The 23,363-nt window shown below is 50.8% G+C and carries 13 protein-coding genes and 1 pseudogene; 6 read left to right on the top strand and 8 right to left on the bottom strand.

Annotated features, from left to right (window positions below; all coding sequences use genetic code 11):
* Nucleotides 1-26 precede the first annotated feature (26 nt).
* Genes wzc through EDF88_RS14525 form a run of 3 tightly spaced genes read right to left on the bottom strand, consistent with a single transcriptional unit; the run spans nt 27 to nt 3,781 of the window.
* Nucleotides 27-2,195 (bottom strand): tyrosine-protein kinase Wzc, encoded by a 2,169-nt coding sequence (wzc, locus tag EDF88_RS14535; RefSeq protein WP_134185386.1) that lies wholly within the window; start codon nt 2,193-2,195, stop codon nt 27-29.
* A 2-nt stretch (nt 2,196-2,197) separates the two neighbouring features.
* Nucleotides 2,198-2,641, bottom strand: coding sequence for a low molecular weight protein-tyrosine-phosphatase Wzb (wzb, locus tag EDF88_RS14530; protein ID WP_064512241.1), 444 nt, complete (start codon nt 2,639-2,641; stop codon nt 2,198-2,200).
* A 6-nt stretch (nt 2,642-2,647) separates the two neighbouring features.
* Nucleotides 2,648-3,781, bottom strand: coding sequence for a polysaccharide export protein (locus tag EDF88_RS14525; RefSeq protein ID WP_134185384.1), 1,134 nt, complete (start codon nt 3,779-3,781; stop codon nt 2,648-2,650).
* A gap of 735 nt (nt 3,782-4,516) precedes the next feature.
* On the opposite strand from EDF88_RS14525, the gene EDF88_RS14520 reads away from it, so the two are divergent.
* On the top strand, nt 4,517-6,097 hold the full coding sequence (locus EDF88_RS14520; RefSeq protein ID WP_134185382.1) for a TerC family protein: 1,581 nt from the start codon (nt 4,517-4,519) through the stop codon (nt 6,095-6,097).
* A gap of 98 nt (nt 6,098-6,195) precedes the next feature.
* Here EDF88_RS14520 and asmA read toward each other — a convergent pair whose 3' ends face one another.
* From asmA to udk, 3 genes are all read right to left on the bottom strand, one after another.
* A complete protein-coding gene (gene asmA, locus EDF88_RS14515) occupies nt 6,196-8,040 on the bottom strand; it encodes an outer membrane assembly protein AsmA (protein WP_064512246.1) in 1,845 nt (614 codons plus the stop codon).
* A 22-nt stretch (nt 8,041-8,062) separates the two neighbouring features.
* Complete coding sequence (gene dcd, locus EDF88_RS14510) at nt 8,063-8,644, bottom strand: dCTP deaminase (protein ID WP_064512248.1); 582 nt, start codon at nt 8,642-8,644, stop codon at nt 8,063-8,065.
* Between the two features lie 152 nt (nt 8,645-8,796).
* Nucleotides 8,797-9,438 (bottom strand): uridine kinase, encoded by a 642-nt coding sequence (udk, locus tag EDF88_RS14505; protein WP_064512250.1) that lies wholly within the window; start codon nt 9,436-9,438, stop codon nt 8,797-8,799.
* A gap of 356 nt (nt 9,439-9,794) precedes the next feature.
* Between udk and EDF88_RS14500 the strand changes: the two genes are divergently transcribed.
* Complete coding sequence (locus tag EDF88_RS14500) at nt 9,795-13,127, top strand: diguanylate cyclase (protein WP_134185380.1); 3,333 nt, start codon at nt 9,795-9,797, stop codon at nt 13,125-13,127.
* A gap of 7 nt (nt 13,128-13,134) precedes the next feature.
* Here the strand turns inward: EDF88_RS14500 and alkA are convergent, their stop codons facing one another.
* On the bottom strand, nt 13,135-13,980 hold the full coding sequence (gene alkA, locus EDF88_RS14495) for a DNA-3-methyladenine glycosylase 2 (RefSeq protein WP_134185378.1): 846 nt from the start codon (nt 13,978-13,980) through the stop codon (nt 13,135-13,137).
* Nucleotides 13,981-14,113: 133 nt separating this feature from the next.
* Here alkA and yegD point away from each other — a divergent pair, with 133 nt between their 5' ends.
* Complete coding sequence (yegD, locus tag EDF88_RS14490) at nt 14,114-15,472, top strand: molecular chaperone (RefSeq protein ID WP_134185376.1); 1,359 nt, start codon at nt 14,114-14,116, stop codon at nt 15,470-15,472.
* 30 nt (nt 15,473-15,502) lie between these two features.
* Here the strand turns inward: yegD and EDF88_RS24950 are convergent.
* Nucleotides 15,503-15,649: pseudogene (locus EDF88_RS24950) on the bottom strand (transcriptional regulator); the annotation flags it as partial.
* Nucleotides 15,650-15,821: 172 nt separating this feature from the next.
* Between EDF88_RS24950 and EDF88_RS14485 the strand changes: the two are divergent.
* Genes EDF88_RS14485 through mdtC form a run of 3 tightly spaced genes read left to right on the top strand, consistent with a single transcriptional unit; the run spans nt 15,822 to nt 23,274 of the window.
* On the top strand, nt 15,822-17,072 hold the full coding sequence (locus EDF88_RS14485; RefSeq protein WP_134185374.1) for an MdtA/MuxA family multidrug efflux RND transporter periplasmic adaptor subunit: 1,251 nt from the start codon (nt 15,822-15,824) through the stop codon (nt 17,070-17,072).
* Nucleotides 17,072-20,197 (top strand): MdtB/MuxB family multidrug efflux RND transporter permease subunit, encoded by a 3,126-nt coding sequence (locus EDF88_RS14480; protein WP_134185372.1) that lies wholly within the window; start codon nt 17,072-17,074, stop codon nt 20,195-20,197. The genes EDF88_RS14485 and EDF88_RS14480 overlap by 1 nt, the downstream gene beginning before the upstream one ends.
* Entirely contained in the window at nt 20,194-23,274 is a 3,081-nt protein-coding gene (gene mdtC, locus EDF88_RS14475) for a multidrug efflux RND transporter permease subunit MdtC (RefSeq protein ID WP_134185370.1), read from the top strand. Before EDF88_RS14480 ends, mdtC begins: the two co-directional genes overlap by 4 nt.
* The last annotated feature ends 89 nt before the right edge of the window (nt 23,275-23,363 follow it).

Genomic DNA, 23,363 nt, shown 5'->3' with positions numbered 1-23,363 from the left:
AACGTCATCCGCCAGTTGATGCCTGATTACTTAGCATCAGATTTATATTCGTACTCGTAGTAACCGTAATCCTCGTACCCTGCCGCACGGCGGAAGATGGAGTTGAGGATCACACCACGTACGGTGACGCCATTTTGTTCAAAGCGGCTGAGACTGGTTTCGACCTCTTTGAGCGTATTTACCGCGTAGCGCGCCACCATCAGCGTGGTGCCCGCATGGCGACCCACAACAGCGGCGTCGGTAACGGCGAGAATCGGCGGGGTATCAATCAACACCAGGTCATAGCTTTTGCTTGCCCATGCGATTAACTCCGCAAAGCGCTCGCTCATCAGCAATTCGGAAGGGTTCGATGGCACGACACCGCGCGGCACAAGGTCAAAATTGGGTACGGAGGTTTTTTGCGCACAGCGGGTAATTTCTGCCTGGCCTGAGAGCACTTCTGCCAGACCGTTGTTGTTGGTGGTGCCTAGTAGTTCGTGGGTATAACCTTTGCGCATATCGCAGTCGATTAGCAGAACACGCTTATTGGTCTGGCTAATCACGGCAGCCAGGTTGGCACAAACAAACGTTTTACCAATCGACGGGCTAACACCTGTCAGCATCAGGACGTTATTGGATGCCTGCATCATGGCGAAATGAAGGCTGGTACGCAGGCTGCGAATCGCTTCAATGGCCAGATCCGTCGGATTCCCCACCGCCAGTAGTTGGCTTTGCTTATTGCGCTTCGCCGCTTTAACACTGCGCACCGTGGCGTTGTCGCGCGATTTCTGCCATTCAGAAAGTGGGATGCTGGCGTACACACCAATCCCGGCCTCTTCGAGTACCGCAGGACTTTCGATGCCACGGTTGAACAAGGAGCGTAACAGCACGCCCATGATAGACAACATCAGGCCAAGAATAATGCTGCCGAGAATAATCAGGGCACGCTGCGGTTTCACCATGCCTGGTTGAGCAATGGCCGCATCGACGATACGCACATCACCCACGGTACTGGCTTCGGTGATTTTCAACTCTTGCTGCTTGTTCAACAGCTGCATGTATACCTGTTGACCAGACTCGACATCACGCGTTAAACGCACGATTTCTTGCTGCGTTTTCGGCATCGCGGTAACACGCCCGTTCAGCCGCGCTTTTTCATCGAGCAACGTCTGACGTTTTTCCAGCAGCGTGCGATAAGCCGGGTGAACCTTGGTATAGAGTTTGGAAATCTCCGCCTCTTTGAAGGTCAATTCATTGAGCTGCGCATCAATGTTCACCATGGTGTCGAGCACGGATTTGGCTTCCAGTGACAGGTCAACCGAGTCTTGCTGTTGGCGATAGGCATTCAGTTTATTTTCGGCAGCATCGAGGCGGCTGCGGACTTCCGGCAACTGCTGCGCTAAGAATTGCAGGCTTTTGGCCGCTTCTTCCGATTTACGCTGCACGTTCTGCGCCAGGTAGTTACGCGTAATGCTGTCGAGGATAGTGCGAATTTGGTCTTTGTCTTCGCCGGTATAAGAGAGGCTTAACACGCCGGTATCTTTGCCGTTTTCAGCCACCGTTAGGTTGCCCTGAAGCTGATTGATCATGCCAAGCGTTGAGTATTTGTTGACGGTAAACGTGTCGCCCACTTGCGCTTTAATCGCGCTCACTAACATCGTGATGCCGCCCTGACTCAGTGGCTGACCCACCTGCCCTTTGGCGCTAAAACCGTTGTCGTTAGTCAGCAAATACTGTGTTGGACTAACCACTTCCACAGTAAATACATTTTTGGCCTGCCCTGCCGGGAGGTTAAAAGTATCAACAACAACGGTATCGTTCTGGCGGCCTTGCAGCCTGTCCCAGCCCGCACCTAATAACCAGAAGCTGTTTTTTTCGACTGAAATATCCAGGTTAAGATCGTCGACCGTTTTACCCAATACCAGGCGCGACTGAATCAGCTGCATCTCGGCAGCGGAAGCAGGCGGCTTGTTAGATAGCGCGGAGCTGATGTCGTTGACCAGCGAATTACCGGCGTTTTGTTCGATTTGCACCAGCGCATCGGCTTTATAGATTGGCGTGGCGAACATGGCATATATGGTGGCAAGTATCGCAAAGATGGCGGTGATCCCCAGAACCCACCAACGGGCTTCAAGGACCGTTCCGAACAATCGGCCAATATCGATTTCGTCATTGCCCTCAGTCGGGGCGCTCGAACGGCGTGCTTTTTCTGTCATTGTTATCCCTGATGAGCGTTGAGTGCGTTAGCCCATTTTTGGGCGTTCTGGTCCAGAAGACCGTAAACCGCTTCAAAAGCGTCGTGGCTTTTGCGATACGGATCGGGAATTTCCCGTTCCGCATCCCAGTGACCAAACAGCATCACTTTGCCGCGCATCTCTGGAGCCATTTCGCAAAGTGCGGAGATATGGCGTTTTTCCATGGCGAGGATCAGGTCGTATTCGCGGCACATTTTGCCGGAAACCTGTTTTGCACAGTGCCCCTCAAGGGAGAGGTTATGCTGCTCGGCGACGCGAATGGCACCAGCATCAGCCCCCTTCCCGACCAAAGCCCCCAGCCCCGCCGAAGTCACAGTCAGCTCCGGGTGATAGCTTTTGAGTAACCGCTCAGCGGTTGGGGAACGGCAAATATTCCCCACACAGACAACCAAAATTTTGTTGAACATAGCGCGTTACCAGGTATGGATATCTTTGGCGGTATCCGTCATATAACGAACGCCACTGATCGTCGGCAGCAGTTGGTTGATCAGACGATTCCAACGCGTGACAGGTGCTGTGGTCACATACACCACATCGTAAGGTTGCAACTGGAATTCGGTGCCCATCACCAGCGACGTCGCATCCGACATATCGAGCTGATAAATGTTGGCGATTTTGCCGCCCTGCTTCTCTTTGATTGGGCGAATCACGAAGATGCCGCTGGCATTGGAAGCCGTCATATCCAGACCTTCGGCCTGACCCAGCGCTTCGGTCAGCGTCATGCCGCTGAAGTCCATTTTCAGGGTGGTTTGTTTCTTCACTTCACCCATCACGAACACTTTCAGATCGTCATTGCGCGGCACGAATAAAATGTCGCCGGGATAAAGCAGATGGTTCTGGCTCAGGTCGCCGTTTTGCATCAGCGCTTGCAGGGAAATCCGTTTTTCCTGGCCGTTGTGCGTCAGCACCACATTGCGCCAGTCAGCGGCATCAGTCAGACCGCCTGCGGCATTGATAGCATCGAGAATAGTGAGCGGTACGTTGGTAATGGCCTGCTGGCCAGATTTATTCACCTGACCTGAGACATAGGCTTTTTGCGAGCGGAAGCCAGCGATATTAACGTCCACCTGCGGGTCAGCGATGTACGTCGCAAGGCGGCCGGTAATATCACTGCGGATTTCAGACAAGGTTTTACCCGCGACTTTTACTTTGCCGACATACGGATAAAACATGGTGCCATCTGACTGTACCCAGTTACCCGCATCGCTTGAGCTACGGTATTGGCCCGCTGGAGTGGTAAGTTCTGGGTGATCCCAGACCGTGACATTCAGAACATCTCCTGGCCCCACACGGTATTGGTAGGCGGAGATCTCCTGGTCGAGAGACATATTTGGCTGTGCGACCGCCGGACGTACACGTAATTGCTCCACCAGACGCGGCGTTAACGGATACACGTTGACCATGCGGTCCAGATCAAAATCTGAATCCTGTTGCTTGATAACGTCTTTCCCCATCGTAGACATATTGCTACCGGGGAGTACTGTGCAACCACTCATAAGGGCTACTGACACCAATAAAGGCATCAATTTAAGTTTGTATTTAATCATTGAGTATTTATCACTATGGCAGAGTAATTATCCTGATCGAATAAAATAAGTGGCTCGTTAGGCTTATCAGTGAGATATAAAATTGGCCCCAAATGTAGATCTAACTAAATGGCATAATTCCTAAAAAGCACTTATTTAGACATCATGATGGCGACAGAATAACCGAGGCTTATTCTCTGGCCTTCGGGCATGCTACCGCCCCTGGCTTACAGTCACCAACCTACTGAAAAAAGACAATTTATAAGAAGTAACGATTCCAGGAAGTAAAACCAAAGAATAATTCTCTGGAGATAAGCCCTATGGCACCAGGTTAAATATCACAGCTTCAGCGAATATAAAAAATACATCTAATATCAGACACCGATATCGATTGTTACAGCTAACCCTATATCAGGCAAGGTTCCACCGAACCAGACAGGGACTTTTAAGAATAATATTAACGGCACATTTACACACGTTTAGGAATTTCTTTATATTGACAGAATATTAATAAGTGATAAGTCACAATGTGATATGCAGATATATCTCATGTGAATTTCATTATAATAAGAACCACTGAACCATTATTAAAAAATAATTAATCATTTACCTTAGTGATTAAATGGAATTAACCAGGCAATATTTAACATTTAAAGGGCAACATGATTTATCCCACCCTGCGGCATTGCAATTTCCCGCGCGGTTAACCATCCTTTAAGTGTGACGTTTGTCATCTAACAAGAGGTGCATTAAGGCATGGAATGGATTGCCGACCCCTCAATCTGGGCCGGATTGATAACGTTAGTCGTTATTGAACTGGTCCTCGGTATCGATAACCTGGTGTTTATCGCTATCCTTGCCGAAAAACTCCCCCCTTCTCAACGCGACAAAGCACGCGTTACTGGGCTCATTCTTGCCATGTTGATGCGCTTGCTGTTGCTGGCCTCCATTTCATGGCTGGTCACGTTAACACGGCCACTATTCAGCTTGGGCGAACTCGGGTTCAGCGCCCGTGATCTGATCATGCTCTTTGGTGGGTTATTCCTTTTATTTAAGGCGACCGTTGAGCTCAATGAGCGGCTTGAGGGTAAAGATAGCGAAAACCACACGCAGCGGCGCGGTGCACGGTTCTGGCCCGTGGTCGCACAAATCGTCATTCTGGATGCGGTGTTTTCTCTCGACTCGGTGATTACCGCCGTGGGTATGGTCGACCATCTGCCCGTGATGATGGCGGCGGTGATTATAGCAATTTGCCTGATGTTGCTTGCCAGTAAAGCACTCACGCGCTTCGTGAATAACCATCCTACTATTGTGATTCTGTGCCTGAGTTTCCTGCTGATGATAGGTTTTAGCCTGGTCGCAGATGGCTTTGGCTACCATATCCCGAAAGGCTATTTATACGCTGCTATCGGGTTCTCGGTGATGATTGAAAGTTTAAACCAGCTGGCAATATTCAACCGCCGCCGCTTTCTATCTGCCGATCAATCGTTGCGCCAACGCACCGCCGAAGCCGTGCTGCGTTTGTTGAATGGTAAGAAGGAAGAGGCTGAACTGGATGCTCAAACTGCATCGCTGATTGCTGACCACGCCCGGCAAGATGAGATATTTGAGCCACAAGAGCGGCTGATGATTGAACGAGTGCTTAATCTCAACCAGCGCACGGTGAGCAGCATCATGACATCACGTCACGATGTCGAACACATTAAACTGGCCGACCCGGAAGAACAAATACGAGCCTTGCTTGATAAGAACCAGCATACACGCGTGGTAATAACTGGTGAGAGCGATGAGATTCTGGGCGTAGTACACGTCATTGATTTGCTCCAGCAGTCACTCAAAGGCGAACCGCTCAACCTCGAAGTGTTAATTCGCCAACCACTTGTCTTCCCTGAGACACTGCCTTTATTGGCCGCACTCGAGCAGTTCCGCAACGCCAGAACCCACTTTGCCTTTGTGGTAGATGAATTTGGCTCGGTCGAAGGTGTGGTGACATTGAGTGATGTGATGGAAACCATTGCCGGTAACTTGCCAAATGAAGCTGAAGAGATAGACGCGCGCCATGATATTCAGAAAAATCCTGATGGGACGTGGACCGCAAACGGTCATATGCCGCTCGAAGACTTAGTGCAGTATGTGCCAATACCACTGGATGACAAACGTAACTATCACACGATTGCTGGGCTGCTGATGGAGGCGTTACAACATATTCCGGTAACTGGAGAAGCTGTTCAGGTAGGGGATTTTCTGTTGCGGACATTGCAGGTGGAAAGCCATCGCGTACAGAAGGTGCAAATTGTGCCGAAGACCCGCGACGATGAGATGGATTTTGAGGTGTGATTTAAATAAAAAAGTCGGATGTCGCTGCGCTAATCCAACCTACGAAATACAGTATTTGTAGGAGAGATTAGCGCAGCAACATCCGACGATTAAAATGACTAAAGCTTATCTAGCAAATCTTTAACGTCTTTCGCTTTGCTGCTGTCTTTATGCTTGCCCAGCCAGTCATTCAGGCGACGTTTTGCTTCACTCTGCAACTGCTTACGCAGTACCTGGTCCACTTGCAAAGAGTAATTCAACTTCTGCCATGGCCCATATACTCGCAGCGGGATTGGGGTGGTTTTCAGCACCTCAATCAACTTGCTATCCCCTTTCCAACCGTCAACTACGGTGACATCAAAGCGGGTATCGCACTGCTGCTTAACAAGATCAAGAGTCCCCGCGCCTGTAAGCGCCAACATGGAGGATGCGCCAACCATTTTCTTGAGGGATAACTCGCCATTATCGAGACTTGCCTGCGCTGAAAAATTATCCAACATGGTGACATTGTCATAATTTTCCTGGGCCTGAACATCATCATTGCTGCGGGTTACTGCTTGCTGTATTAGCTGTTGGAAGTTCATACCCTGCATTGTGGTATGTAGCATCGTTATGCTCGCATCCCCTTGCCAGCTACGACGGAAAGATTCGGCATTGAGTCTGTCACCGCTGAACTCCCCTTCCATTGATAGCAATCCAGACAACGCGATTGGATAGTTAAACGCAGTCAGAATCGGCCCAATTTCTATATCTTCAACTTTTGGGCTAAATGATAGTTGCGGCTGACTCTGGCGTGCATCAAGCTCGCCCGGGAATGACATACTCCCTTTGCCAAATTTCCCCATCAGTTCAGAAACCGTTAGCAAGCCATAATTGTTGGTTATTGCCGCTTGAACATCGGTGAAATCCAGCCCTCGCCACACCACACTCGACGCGGCAATATTAACCTGGGCAGTAAAATCGCGCAGACTCTGATAGTTGGTCTCTTCGACCCCGGAAGCAATGATCGGACGTGGTAGCGCACTTTGCTGCTGTGCCTGTTGCTGCACGTTTACATTCGTCACTGAGTTGCCAGCAACCAGGCCATCCAGATTCAATTTACTTGAGCGTAAATCGATTACCCATTGAGTTTTGTCTTCCAGCACAGCACTGGCATTACCTTGCAAGTCGCTATCATTGGCAGTCAGTTGCAGCTGATTAAGTTCAAGACGGCGCTGTGGTTCAAGCCAACGTCCAGCAAAGGTTCCACTGCCCGTAACCCCTTTAGCAGGAAGGTCTGCACCTTGAAGTTGGTAATCGAGTTTGGAGATATTGGCACTGAGTTGCTGCGGATAATTGCTGGCATCAAGATCAGCCACCAATGACAAGGTCAAATCACGTTGGTCACGATTAATACGGCTGCTCAGTTCAATGTGCGCTTGTTTCCGCTCATTCTGCTCCATTTGCAGATTGATATTGCGCACCGTAATTTGTTCGTCATCAGCATGCTGGAAAACCAGCACGCTGTCGGCAACTTTTAGTTTAGCTATGTCAAAAGACCAACCGCTGTCTTCATCAGGTGGAGGCGTGGGGGATGACGGCCCGACAGGGGCATCTTTGGCACGGCGCTCTTCTGTCTGGGGAGTGAGTTGAATTACTGCACCTTTCAACATCACCTGGTGAACCTTAAGCTGATGAGAAAGCAGAGGTAATAAGGCAACATCCAGGCGCATATTGTCGGCTCGTACTAAGGGCTGGCTAGCACCTGGTGCGGTCAATGACATACGTCCTGATAAAATACTAAGTTGTGGCCAGACGTGCCAACGCAGCGGCCCGTCTAAATCCAGTTGATAGCCACTGCGAGCTTCAACCTGGCCTACCATATATGCACGAAAATCATTGGGGTTAACCAATAACACCAACGCAGAAAGGCCGGCAACCAGCACAACCAGCAAAATCATCAGCGTGGTAAGTAATCGTCTCATACAATCCCCATACAGATGCAACTCAGTCCTTATCAATACGACTCGCCACAGCCCCTTGCTGATCGCGATATTTCGCGTCCTGGCGACTGTTGTAAGGGCGTGCGGCAGGGCCTGAAAGCGGTTCAAAACTCAAAGCGCCAATCATCATACCAGGGCGCAGGGCTAAAGGCAGCTTACCGGAATTATAGAACTCCAGAACAATGCAGCCATGCCAGCCTGGATCGATACGGTGTGCGGTTACATGGACCATCAGACCCAAACGCGCCAAAGATGAACGACCGTCTAACCAGCCGACTAAATCAGCGGGTATCGTTACGGACTCAAGCGTTACCGCTAAAGCCAGTTCTCCAGGGTGTAAATAGAATGCTTCGCCTTCATTGAGGACGATTTCGTCGCTCATAACGCGTTCCAGAGCTTCGGTCACTTCATCTTTTGGACCGCTTAAATCTATAAACGGTGCCGTATGGCCGCTGAAAGTACGGAATTTGTTCCCCAAACGCACATCGACAGTAGCACCGCTAATGCGTTCAACTGGCGGACGAGGGGTAATCGTTAAGCGCCCGTCATCGAGCCAGGCTTCTATATCGCGGTCACACAAACGCATCAGTGATGCTCCTTATCTCAAGCTCAGTTTTATTTACCCTGCCACAGCGGGGCTAAGATAGCCACGCTACGAAGGGTAAATACCGGGATTTCATTACGTTTTTGCGAGCGAATAAGTAGAACTCGTCCGCGAAAGGCTGTTATGCCTGAAGATTATTCAAAGAACTGACTGATTTTTGCCTTGAGGATATCAATGGCGATACGGTTTTTACCCCCGCGCGGCACGATAATATCGGCATACTGCTTGGAAGGTTCGATGAATTGTAAAAACATAGGGCGAACGGTTTTCTGATACTGGGCCATCACAGAGTCCATTGAACGGCCACGTTCATTAACATCGCGTTTCATACGGCGCATCAGGCAAATATCCAGCGGCGTATCAACAAAAATGGAGAAGTTCATCTCTTCGCGCAGACGGGCATCCGTCAGCAACAAAATCCCTTCCAGAATGATGACTTTCTTCGGCATTAAATGAACAGAGTTACCGGTACGGGTATGTTCAACATAGCTATAGACAGGCAGCTCAATAGGGTTACCTGATTTGAGCATTTGTAAATGCTGAAACAGCAAGTTGTGATCCATCGCGTTTGGATGGTCGTAGTTGGTCTTAACTCGTTCTTCCATCGAAAGATGGCTTTGGTCTTTGTAGTAACTGTCTTCTGGAATGACACCAATGTGTTCATCACCAACTTGATCGCGCAGTTCGCGATACAGCGTGCTGGCAATAAGACTTTTTCCTGAAGCCGACGCACCGGCTATCCCGATGATGACGCATTGATGGGACTTGTCAGTCATGTTGTAACGAGCCTTGTTGACTTAAATGTTGAGGAAGGGCGACGCAAAAGACGTCAAACGCAGCAATTATAGGGAGATCCGCCCGCTGATACCAGAGTAATGCACACGCGAGGGTGATTTTAACTGGCTGGTAGCAGGTAGATGGAAGCCAATCAATAACCACTGCATAAGAATGGTTATTAACGAATGGTAAAAATAAGTATGTCAAATAACACTTTTTATTACTTCTTGATGTTAAATTATGACCGACCTGCATAGGAATTGTAAATTGTTTGTACTAGCATAAAACCGAAACTTATCTTTTTATTTGCATCCGGGCATGGCACCTGGCGGCACGCCTTAACGGATTTGCGGTAATGATCAAACAAAGCACAAAAGAGTTAATCGCAATGCCTTCCTTCATTCTGCCTGCGGGGTTGGGGTTTTTAAGCTTTATATTCACTTTGTACTCCCTGGAATTATCTCTGGTCGGTACTGTTTTAGCACCGCTTTGGTTCCCAACATCCATCATGATGGTGGCCTTATTCCGTAATCCAGTCCGTCAATGGCCAACGATCATTGTGGTATGTGCTCTCGGAAGTCTTTGCGCTTCCGCTATTTTGCAGCCCATACATGAAATTAATCTTGGCTACAGCGCTATAAATATTATCGAGGCATTGTTTGGTGCATCGTTAATGCGACGTTTCCTCACGCAAATTAACCCATTGCAAAACCTCAATAATTGGGTTCGCCTGGTTTTCTGCAGTGCAATAGTTCCCCCTCTTATTGGCGGCGTGCTGGCAGTTTGGCTTGCGGGTCCTGATGGTGGAAACATCGCTAAAACTTTTTTCGTTTGGGTCTTATCCGAAACTATCGGTACTTTGGCGTTAGTTCCAACAGCATTATTGTTTAAACCAAGCTATTTATTACGCCATAAAAACCCGAAACTATTATTAGAAACAATATTCACTTTTGTTATCACCCTGACACTTAGCTATCTTGCTCTGCGTTATATGCCGTGGCCATTTACCTTTATTATTGTTTTTCTGATGTGGAGTGCTATTCGCCTGCCACGTCTGGAAGCTTTTGTTATTTTCCTGGCCACATTAATGGTTGTCTCTTTAATGATGGCAACCAATAGCGCGGTAGACATGCAACCGCACACGGACATCATGAATAACGCCCCCTGGCTACCGTTCCTGATGATTTTATTGCCAGCAAATGTGATGACAATGGTGATGTATTCGTTTCGAGAGGAGCGTAAACACATCACCGAAAGCGAAGCGCGTTTCCGTAACGCGATGGAATATTCCGCCATCGGTATGGCGTTGGTATCAACCGATGGCCAGTGGTTGCAGGTCAATAAATCGCTTTGCAAATTCCTCGGGTATAGCGCCGAACAACTACGCTCACTGACATTCCAGCAGATAACCCATCCGGAAGATTTACACGCTGATTTACAGCAACTCAATATGCTGGTGAGTGGCAGTATCAACAGCTATTCGATGGAAAAACGCTATTACACCAGCAAAGGCGATGTCGTATGGGCATTGCTGGCGGTGTCTATTGTGCGTGACATTGACGGCACCCCGCTCTATTTAATCGCGCAGATTGAAGATATTAATGATCTCAAGCATACCGAGTGGGTGAATAAACGCTTGATGGAGCGCATTACACTTGCCAATGAAGCGGGTGGCATCGGTATCTGGGAATGGGATCTTGGCAGCGATGTAATCAGTTGGGACAAACGTATGTTTGATCTCTATGAAGTCCCGGCGCATGTAAAACCCACCTACGCTCTGTGGCTTGAATGTATCGTCGCCGATGACGCGCCAATGGCTGAGAAAACAGTTCGCGATGCTTTGCAGGCTCGAGTGCCTTTCAAGATGGAATATCGTATTCATGTCAAAGAAGGCATCCGCCATATTCGCTCACTCGCAAACCGGGTATTGAATAAAAATGGTGATGTTGAGCGCCTGCTCGGCATCAACATGGATATGACGGAAGTTAAACAGCTGAATGAAGCGTTGTATCAGGAGAAAGAACGTCTACACATCACGCTGGATTCGATAGGTGAAGCGGTCATTTGTACCGATGTAGATATGAATATCACCTTTATGAATCCTATTGCCGAGAAACTCAGCGGCTGGCCACAACAGCAGGCAATCGGTCAGCATATTCTGGCCATTCTGCACATCACGTTTGGCGACACCGGGCCCGTGATGGAGAATATTCATAGTGGTGATTATGCGCGAACGACCATCGAGCACGATGTCGTTCTGCATTGCCGCAACGGCGGCAGCTACGATATTCACTACAGCATCACCCCGCTAACAACGTTGGACGGGCAAAGCATCGGTTCGGTGCTGGTCATTCAGGATGTCACCGAATCGCGTAAAATGCTTAAACAGTTGAGCTACAGTGCCTCACATGATGGGCTGACACACCTGGCAAACCGTGTCAGTTTCGAAAACCATCTCAAACGTTTGCTGCAGAGTGCTGGAGAAAATCGCCAGCGCCATGCGCTCGTGTTTATTGACCTCGATCGTTTCAAAGCAGTGAATGATACCGCAGGGCACGCCGCGGGCGATGCGCTGCTGCGCGAGCTCTCCTCTTTGATGCTAAGCATGTTGCGAACAGGTGATTTCCTGGCTCGTCTGGGCGGTGATGAGTTTGGTTTGTTGCTCCCGGATTGCTCTTCTGACAATGCGCGCCATATTTCTGAGCGTATTATCCAAAGCATTAATGACTATCACTTTACGTGGAACGGGCGTTTGCATCGCATTGGCGCCAGCGCAGGTATAACCCAAATTGATGCCGATAACAGAATTGCTTCTGAAGTGCTTTCTCAGGCCGATATCGCTTGTTATGCCTCGAAAAATGGTGGCCGCGGCCGCGTGACCGTCTTTGAATCTTCTCGGCATGAAATTCGCAAAGAAGATCAGCATATGACCGTCGATGAGCAAAAGCACATCATCAACGAGAACCCGATCCTGATGGTAGCCAGAGGCGTTGCCCCGCCACGCGTTCCGGAATCAACCAGTTTTTATGTGGTGTCGTTACGCTTCTGGGGGAGTGATAATGTCGTGATTGATGAGTCCCCTTTCCGCACAGCCGTTACCGACAAAGAGTTGCAATGCGCTCTCGACCTAAGGGTTTTTAACGAATTCTTCAGCAAGTTTTCTCAACAAGTAGCAAGTAAAGGCTTTGGCATCGCGCTTCCTATTTCTTCCCCGGGCCTTGCGAGTGATAAAGTTGTCGACGAGCTGTTAAGAGGCTTATCCCGTAGCCCACTACCTGCTCGTCTGTTACACCTGATGGTCAATTGCGAAGTGTTGCAAAGTGATGATGAGAAGATAGACAGTAACCTGAAAAGGCTGCGCGATAGTGGATGCCAGTTGATCCTAAGCCATGTTGGCCGAGACCTGGATATCTTTAAACACGTCTCACGCCAGCGTTTCAGCTACATCATTGTGGATGAAGAACTGATTAGTAATGTTCACTGCAATCTGATGGATGAAATGATGGTGACCATCATTCATGGCCACGCCCAGCGTCAATCATTGCAAACGATCGCAGGACCTGCCGATATGCCAATGGTGATGGATACGCTCTCAGGCATTGGCATCGACCTTATTTTCGGTGAGGCCGTGACCCAACCAACCCCGCTGGAAATACTGCTGAACACGAGTTATTTCGCGATTAATTAATTCGCTATTAAGTACCTGGCACCCAGCCTTCACTATACCAAATATGCAATAACGCGTAGGAGCGCCAGGGCTTCCAGCGTTCGGCGTAACGGCGAATTTGAGTTGGCGTCATACCTGGAAATCGCTGCTTAATCAGATAGTCGTCTGGTAAGAAAACATCATTTGCCTGCCAACCACGCAAAGCAATGTAGTTTGCCGTCCAGCGACCAATCCCTGGATAAGAGATGAGCATTTTCACACCTTGCTCAACATCCACAGGGGTATGGAGTGGAAACTCGCCTTTTACCATTTGTTGCGCCAGATGAATGATCGCAGCACCACGTTTTAAGGGCATACCAAGCGGCTTTAGCTGTTCAGGGCTCAACGATGCCAGTCGTTCAGGGGTGGGGAAAAGTCGCCAATCAGGAAAATCCACCAGCGGTTCACCAAAAACCTGCGCCAGTTTACTGGCAAGTTTTGCCGCCATTGCTACGCTCACCAGTTGCCCCAGGATGGCGCGAACAGACTGCTCGAAGGTGTCCATGCAACCAGGCAAACGAAGGCCAGGACGTGCAGTCGCTAAATCCCCAAGACATTCAAGAATGGTATGTGGCTGACAGTCAAGGTCGAGCAGTTGTTTCACTTTTTGCAAGACCTCATCGGCAACCGGCTCCAGACCCGCACTCAGTGTCACTTTTAGCTGGCAGGCTTTCTCATCGGGCTCAAGCGTAACTAACCCTTGATACTTCCCTAAAGCAAAACTGCGGCAGTAATACTCATCTGTGACAATCTCGACGCCACTAACCGCTCGCCCGGCCAGGAAACCAAACATCCACTTCCAGTCATAAGGTGGGTTGTACTCCAGTTGATACATTGTCTTTTCCTGTCGTTAACTATCGCAATAGCATAGGTGCACGTCACTAATAATGCCTTGCTTTGATATTCAGTTGCCCGATGCGCCACATTCCGCTAAAGTCGCCCCCCTTCTTCACCGGCATGGGGATTATATGCAATTTATTGGCTTCGATTATGGTACTGCAAACTGCTCGGTAGCAGTAATGCGTGACGGCGTTCCACAGGCGCTGGAGATGGAGAACGGCTCAAAACTGCTTCCGTCAATGTTGTGCGCTCCGACACGTGAATCAGTAAGTGAATGGCTATATCGCCATCACGAGGTTCCTGCCACTGGCACCGAAACCCAGGCATTGCTGCGTCGCGCGGTATCCTTTAATCGCGAAGAAGATATCGATGTCTTGCCTAACAGTGTGCAATTTGGCTTGAGTTCCCTGCGCCAGTACATGGAAGACCCGGAAGAAGTTTACTTCGTTAAATCACCCAAATCCTTCCTCGGCGCTACAGGCCTAAAACCTCAGCAAGTCGCTTTGTTCGAAGATTTAGTCTGCGCGATGATGCTACATATCCGTAATCAGGCGCAAAGCCAGGTTGCCGAACCGATTACTCAAGCTGTGATCGGCCGCCCGATTAACTTCCAGGGTTTAGGTGGTGATGAAGCAAACCGGCAGGCTCAAGGGATCCTTGACCGCGCAGCTCATCGGGCTGGTTTTAAAGATGTGGTGTTTCAGTTTGAGCCGGTTGCGGCCGGACTTGATTTTGAAGCCACATTAAACGAAGAAAAACAGGTTTTAGTCGTCGATATCGGCGGTGGTACCACTGACTGCTCAGTATTGCTGATGGGGCCGCAATGGCGTGCTCGTCGAGATCGCGAACAAAGCCTATTAGGCCACAGTGGTTGCCGAGTTGGCGGTAACGATCTGGATATTATGCTGGCCTTTAAACAGCTTTCCCCATTACTGGGTATGGGCGGACAAACCGAAAAAGGTATCGCCTTGCCGGTATTGCCGTGGTGGAACGCGGTCGCAATAAACGACGTCCCGGCACAAAACGATTTTTACAGCAGTGCCAATGGCCGCATGCTTAACGAACTGGTGCGCGATTCACGTGAACCTGAAAAAGTGGCATTCCTGCAAAAGGTCTGGCGCCAGCGCCTTAGCTATCGCCTCGTGCGTGCTGCAGAGGAGAGTAAAATCGCGCTCTCCGATAGTCAGCAAGTCGCCACCATGCTGCCGTTTATCTGTAAAGAATTGGGCTGCGAGATTACTCAACCGGATCTGGAAAGTGCTATCAGTCAGCCACTGCAACGTATTCTCGAGCAAGTCACACTTGCGCTGGAAAACAGTGCCGTGAAACCGGATGTGATTTATCTCACTGGTGGTAGTGCTCGCTCACCACTGCTGAAACATGCATTGGCTCAGCAATTACCGGGTATTCCGCTGGCGGGAGGCGATGATTTCGGCTCCGTTACCGCAGGCCTGGCCCGTTGGGCTGATGTGGTGTTCCGCGATTAATCAAACCGCCGTGGGGAAACCTGCGGCGTTTTAAATTTTTAGCTGTTTAACGCCATCCGGAAACTCAATTTGCAGTGAAAGTTTGCCACCCAACGCTTCGATATAACGCTTTAGTGTCCCCAGTTTGACTTCATTGCCGCGTTTTTCAATTGCCGTGGCGGCTGGCTGGCTACTTAACGACCATAACCTTACGAGCCGCCTCGTAAAAAACCGCCATCTCAGACTTATCCATACAGTACTCCATATTTCCTCCATTTTTCCGCCGCCTTAACTCACTACACTAGTATCATTAGGCCTAACCCCTGAGTACGACGGGGATAATCGTTTCAGGAAGAGAAGACGTAAATCTATGAAAGGCACATTCACCACACGTGGGTTATGGATTGCAGCAGCAGTCATTGTCGTTATCGCCGCCATTTTTTACTGGCGCCATTCGAGCACGGGTAACGACACCGCAGGTTCGCAATCAACTCAGCAGCGCCATGCCGGCAATCGCCAAGGGATGCGCGGCGGTGCATTAGCGCCGGTTCAGGCCGCAACGGCGACCAGTGAATCTGTACCGCGTTATCTCACAGGTCTTGGCACCATTACTGCCGCGAACACCGTTACTGTGCGCAGCCGCGTGGATGGGCAATTACTGGCGATCCACTTCCAGGAAGGGCAGCAGGTAAAAGCAGGTGATTTACTGGCTGAAATCGATCCAAGCCAGTTCAAAATCACCCTTGCCCAGGCACAGGGCCAGTTAGCAAAAGATCAGGCAACACTTGCCAATGCACGCCGTGACCTGGCGCGTTATCAACAACTGGTTAAAACCAATCTCGTGTCACGTCAGGAATTAGACGCGCAACAAGCATTAGTCAATGAATCTGTCGGCACGATTAAAGCTGATGAAGCCGCCGTTGCCAGCGCTCAGTTGCAGCTCGACTGGAGCCGAATCACCGCACCAATCAATGGCCGCGTGGGGTTAAAACAGGTCGATGTTGGCAATCAGATTTCCAGCAGTGATACCGCCGGGATTGTAGTGCTGACCCAAACACATCCTATCGACCTGATTTTTACCCTGCCTGAAGGTGATATTGCCACCGTGGTTAAAGCGCAAAAGGCAGGAGCAACGCTGAGTGTTGAAGCCTGGGATCGTACTAATAAGCAAAAACTCAGCAGCGGCTCACTGCTGAGTCTGGATAACCAGATTGATGTCACCACTGGCACCATCAAACTCAAAGCCCGCTTTAATAATGAAGACGATGCACTGTTCCCAAACCAGTTTGTTAATGCACGCATGCTGGTGGATACCCAGCAAGATGCCGTGGTTGTTCCCACTGCTGCGGTACAAATGGGCAATGAAGGCAGCTTTGTCTGGGTACTCAATAGCGAAGATAAAGTCAGCAAACACCTGGTGACTACCGGCATTCAGGATAGCCAGAAAGTCGTTATCACTGCGGGCCTTTCTGCAGGTGAACGAGTGATAACGGACGGAATTGATCGCCTGACCGAAGGGGCGAAAGTGGAAGTGGTCGAGGCACAATCAGCGAAATCAAGCTCTCCGCAGAGCAACAGCGAAGCCGCACCAAAACACAAACGTAACGGAGCGACCTCCTGATGCAGGTGTTACCACCGAGCTCCACAGGCGGCCCATCGCGCCTGTTTATCCTACGGCCAGTTGCCACCACACTTTTGATGGTGGCCATTTTGCTGGCCGGGATTATTGGCTATCGCTTCTTGCCTGTGTCTGCATTACCCGAAGTGGATTACCCAACAATTCAGGTGGTAACGCTTTATCCTGGAGCCAGCCCGGATGTAGTGACATCAGCAATTACCGCACCTCTTGAGCGCCAGTTTGGCCAGATGTCTGGCCTCAAACAGATGTCGTCACAAAGTGCCGGTGGTGCATCGGTTGTAACATTGCAATTCCAACTCACGTTGCCGCTGGATGTTGCCGAACAGGAAGTACAGGCCGCGATTAACGCCGCCACTAACCTGTTGCCAACCGACCTGCCGAATCCACCGGTTTACAGCAAAGTAAACCCGGCGGATCCACCAATTATGACTCTCGCTGTCACCTCAACTGCCATGCCGATGACGCAAGTCGAAGACATGGTAGAAACGCGCGTGGCACAGAAAATCTCCCAGGTTTCCGGTGTTGGTCTGGTGACTCTTTCCGGCGGCCAACGCCCTGCGGTGCGCGTGAAACTTAACGCCCCGGCGATTGCCGCACTTGGCTTGACCAGCGAAACCGTGCGCACGGCAATCACCAGCGCCAACGTTAACTCAGCGAAAGGCAGCCTGGATGGCCCCGAACGCGCCGTTACGCTTTCAGCAAACGACCAAATGCAGTCGGCTGAAGAGTATCGCAACCTGATTATTGCTTATCAGAACGGTGCGCCAATTCGTCTTGGCGATGTGGCAACCGTTGAGCAAGGGGCAGAAAACACCTGGCTTGGCGCGTGGGCGAACAAGCAACCGGCGATAGTGATGAACGTGCAGCGCCAGCCGGGGGCGAATATTATCGACACCGCCGACAGCATTCGTGCGATGTTGCCCGCGCTAACCAAAAGCCTGCCGAAATCGGTTGAAGTCAAACTGCTCAGCGACCGCACAACCAACATCCGCGCCTCCGTTACCGACACCCAGCATGAGCTGATGCTCGCCATCGCGCTGGTGGTGATGATTATCTACCTGTTCCTGCGTAACGTTCCGGCGACGATTATTCCGGCAGTTGCGGTTCCGCTGTCGCTGATCGGGACTTTTGCGGTGATGGTGTTTCTCGACTTCTCGATAAACAACCTGACGCTGATGGCGTTAACCATCGCCACCGGCTTTGTAGTCGATGACGCGATTGTCGTTATCGAAAACATTTCACGTTATATCGAAAAAGGTGAAAAGCCGCTGGCCGCATCGCTCAAAGGCGCCGGTGAAATTGGCTTCACCATTATCTCACTGACCTTTTCGCTGATTGCCGTGCTGATCCCGCTGCTGTTTATGGGCGATATCGTGGGCCGCCTGTTCCGGGAATTTGCGGTGACGCTGGCTATCGCGATTCTTATCTCTGCGGTGGTATCGCTGACGCTGACGCCAATGATGTGCGCACGGATGTTAAGCCACGAATCACTGCGTAAACAGAACCGTTTCTCCCGCGCCAGTGAGCGCTTCTTCGATCGCGTAATTGCGGGTTATGGGCGCATGTTAACCCGCGTATTAAACCACCCGTGGCTAACGCTGGGAGTCGCTTTTGGCACCCTGGCACTCACCGTTGTACTGTGGATTTTCATCCCGAAAGGCTTCTTCCCGATTCAGGATAACGGCATTATTCAGGGCACGTTGCAGGCACCGCAGTCTGTCTCTTTCTCCAGCATGGCTTCCCGCCAACAGCAGGTTGCAGATGTGATAATGAAAGATCCTGCGGTAGAAAGCCTCACCTCATTTATAGGAGTGGATGGTACCAATCCGTCTCTGAACAGTGCGCGTTTGCAAATTAACCTCAAACCATTGAGCGACCGTGACGACCGTATTCCGGTGGTGATTGAGCGTTTACAAACTAACGTGGCAAAAGTACCGGGGGTCGAGCTTTATCTGCAACCGGTGCAAGACTTGACCATCGATACCACGGTTAGCCGTACGCAGTATCAGTTCACCTTGCAGGCAACCTCACTCGACGAGCTGAGCACTTGGGTGCCGCAATTAACTGAAAAATTGCGAGCATTGCCGCAACTGGCTGATGTCAGCAGCGACTGGCAGGATCAAGGGCTTGTGGCCTATGTGAATGTTGACCGGGCCAGTGCCAGCCGCCTTGGTATCTCCATGTCAGATGTCGATAACGCGCTCTATAACGCATTTGGTCAGCGCCTGATTTCCACTATTTATACGCAGGCCAACCAGTATCGCGTGGTGCTTGAGCACGATACCAGCACCACTCCTGGCCTGAGCGGGTTGGATAATATTCGCCTTGCCAGCACTGACGGCGGCAGCGTGCCGTTAAGTAGCATTGCTAAAATCGAGCAGCGTTTTGCCCCGTTGACGATAAACCATCTCGATCAGTTCCCGTCGAGTACCTTCTCGTTTAACGTCACTCAAGGTCATTCACTGGAAGATGCGGTTAAAGCGATTACAGCGGCGGAAAAAGATCTCGCCATGCCTGCTGATATCACCACTCAGTTCCAGGGCAGCACCCTCGCCTTCCAGGCGGCATTAGGCAGCACCATCTGGCTGATCGTGGCCTCAGTGGTGGCGATGTACATCGTGCTTGGCGTGTTATACGAAAGCTTCATTCACCCGATAACTATCCTGTCGACACTGCCAACTGCGGGCGTAGGCGCATTACTCGCGTTGATGCTAGCAGGAGCCGAACTGGATGTGATTGCCATTATCGGCATCATTTTGCTTATCGGCATCGTGAAGAAAAACGCCATCATGATGATCGACTTCGCCCTCGCGGCGGAGCGTGAACAAGGCATGAAACCGTACGATGCGATTTACCAGGCCTGTTTACTGCGTTTCCGTCCGATTCTAATGACGACTCTCGCCGCCCTGCTAGGTGCATTGCCGTTGATGCTCTCAACCGGTGTGGGTGCGGAGCTGCGCCGCCCGCTGGGGATTGGCATGGTCGGTGGTCTGCTGGTGAGCCAGGTATTAACGCTGTTTACCACGCCGGTTATCTATTTGCTGTTTGATAACCTGTCGCATGCGGTGCGCCGCCGCTTTGGTCGTCGTGATGAGGAAGTGCTGTGAAATTCTTTGCACTGTTCATCTACCGGCCCGTCGCCACCATTCTGCTGACCGCCGCCATCACATTGTGCGGCGTGTTGGGCTTTCGCCTGCTGCCTGTGGCTCCGCTGCCACAGGTGGATTTCCCGGTTATTATGGTCAGCGCTTCACTGCCGGGTGCCTCACCTGAAACCATGGCATCGTCAGTGGCAACACCACTTGAACGGGCACTCGGGCGTATTGCTGGCGTGAATGAGATGACCTCATCGAGTTCGCTTGGCAGCACGCGTATCATTCTGGAATTTACTTTTGACCGCGATATCAACGGAGCAGCGCGTGATGTGCAAGCCGCGATAAACGCCGCGCAAAGCCTGCTGCCAAGCGGAATGCCAAGCCGCCCGACCTATCGCAAAGCTAACCCGTCAGATGCACCCATTATGATCCTGACGCTAACTTCCGATACGTTTTCGCAAGGCCAGCTCTACGATTTCGCCTCCACACAACTGGCGCAGACCGTCTCGCAGATTGATGGTGTGGGCGATGTGGATGTCGGCGGCAGTTCATTGCCTGCGGTGCGTGTGGATCTCAACCCACAAGCACTATTCAACCAGGGCGTTTCGCTCGATGCCGTCCGCACCGCTATCGACAATGCTAACGTGCGCCGTCCGCAAGGTGCGGTGGAAGATAGTTCTAAACGCTGGCAATTGCAGACAAACGATGAGCTAAAAACCGCAGCGGAATATAAGCCGTTAATCATTCATTACAACAATGGTGGTGCGGTACAACTGAGTGATGTCGCTAACGTCACCGATTCAGTACAGGACGTGCGTAACGCCGGGATGACCAACGCGAAACCCGCAATTTTGCTGATGATTCGTAAATCCCAGGAAGCGAACATCATCGAGACGGTTGACAGGATCCGGGCGAAAATCCCTGAGTTGCGTGAAACGATTCCTGCGTCGATCGATTTGCAAATCGCCCAGGATCGCTCGCCAACCATTCGTGCCTCTCTTGCTGAAGTCGAGCAGTCGTTGGTTATCTCGGTCGCACTTGTGATTCTGGTGGTGTTCCTGTTCCTGCGCTCCGGGCGCGCAACACTGATACCCGCAGTCGCGGTTCCGGTGTCGCTCATCGGCACCTTCATCGCTATGTACCTGTGCGGCTTTAGCCTCAATAACCTGTCGCTAATGGCGCTAACCATCGCCACCGGTTTTGTGGTGGATGACGCTATAGTGGTGTTGGAGAATATCTCCCGCCATCTAGAAGCGGGCGTGAAACCATTGCAGGCAGCACTTCAGGGCGTACGCGAAGTTGGTTTTACCGTGTTGTCGATGAGCCTGTCGTTAGTCGCCGTTTTCTTGCCTTTGCTATTAATGGGTGGCTTGCCAGGCCGGCTGTTTAAAGAATTTGCAGTCACGCTTTCAGTCGCCATCGGTATCTCACTGGTGGTGTCGATTACGCTTACACCGATGATGTGTGGCTGGTTATTAAAGAATAAACCGCAGCATACCCCAACCCGTAACCGTGGATTTGGACGCGTACTTGTCGCGATGCAACAAGGTTATGGGCGTTCGCTGAAATGGGTGCTAAACCATACGAAATTGGTGGGTGTTGTGCTGCTGGCAACCATCGCACTGAATATCTGGCTGTATATCGCGATTCCAAAAACCTTTTTCCCCGAGCAAGACACCGGGCGCTTGATGGGGAACATTCAGGCCGACCAAAGCATTTCATTTCAGGCGATGCGTGGGAAGTTACAGGACTTTATGAAAATCGTCCGGGATGATCCGGCGGTGGATAATGTAACGGGCTTCACCGGTGGTTCACGGGTAAACAGCGGCATGATGTTTATCTCATTAAAGCCGCTTTCTGAGCGTAAAGAGACGGCACAACAGGTTATCGATCGTTTACGTAAATCACTGGCAAAAGAACCCGGTGCGAGCCTGTTCTTAATGGCCGTGCAGGATACTCGTGTCGGCGGACGCCAGGCCAATGCCAGTTATCAGTACACGCTGCTGTCGGATAATTTGGCCGATCTGCGCACCTGGGAGCCCAAAATACGCCAGGCGCTGGCCAAACTGCCACAGCTCGCTGATGTGAACTCCGATAGCCAGGATAACGGCGCAGAAATGGATCTGATTTATGACCGTGAAACCATGTCACGGTTGGGCATAAGCGTTCAAGATGCCAATAATCTGTTAAATAACGCCTTTGGCCAGCGGCAGATTTCGACAATTTACCAGCCGCTTAACCAGTACAAAGTGGTGATGCAAGTCGACCCGCGTTACACCCAGGACATCAGCGCGTTGGACCAAATGTTCGTTATCAATAAAGAAGGCAAAGCCATCCCGCTTTCGTATTTTGCCAAATGGCAACCGGCAAACGCGCCTCTTGCCGTTAACCATCAGGGGTTATCAGCCGCCTCCACCGTGTCATTTAACTTGCCTACTGGCGTGTCGTTATCGGAAGCCAGTGACGCCATCGACCGCACTATGACGGCATTAGGCGTGCCTTCAACCGTGCGCGGGATGTACGCGGGAACCGCGCAGGTATTCCAGGACACCATGAAATCCCAGGTGTTGCTGATTATCGCCGCCATCGCCACGGTGTATATCGTGTTGGGGATTTTGTATGAGAGCTACGTTCACCCGCTAACAATCCTCTCCACCCTGCCTTCTGCAGGCGTTGGTGCTTTGTTAGCCCTGGAAATATTTGGCGCGCCGTTTAGCTTAATCGCGCTCATTGGCATCATGCTACTGATTGGTATCGTGAAGAAAAACGCCATCATGATGGTCGACTTCGCCATCGACGCGCAGCGTAACGGCAATCTGCAACCGGAAGAGGCGATTTTCCAGGCCTGCTTGCTACGTTTTCGCCCGATTATGATGACCACGCTGGCCGCACTTTTCGGTGCATTGCCATTAGTGCTCACCAGCGGCGACGGTGCGGAACTGCGCCAGCCGCTTGGGATCACCATCGTAGGCGGTCTGGTAGTCAGCCAGTTGCTGACGTTGTACACCACGCCGGTGGTGTATTTGTTCTTTGACCGCCTGCGGATGCGGTTTGCGCGTAAAAATGATCGTCTTGCGACAACGGATTAATCATCCCATGGCACTGGAATATCCAAAATAATTGGAGTTGCAGCAAGGCCGCAAGTGAATGAGTCCCGATGAGCTTACTTGAGTAAGTG

Source organism: Buttiauxella sp. BIGb0552, assembly GCF_004366275.1.
In the GTDB taxonomy this organism is placed as follows: domain Bacteria; phylum Pseudomonadota; class Gammaproteobacteria; order Enterobacterales; family Enterobacteriaceae; genus Buttiauxella; species Buttiauxella gaviniae.
This window is presented reverse-complemented; position numbering and strand designations above follow the sequence as displayed.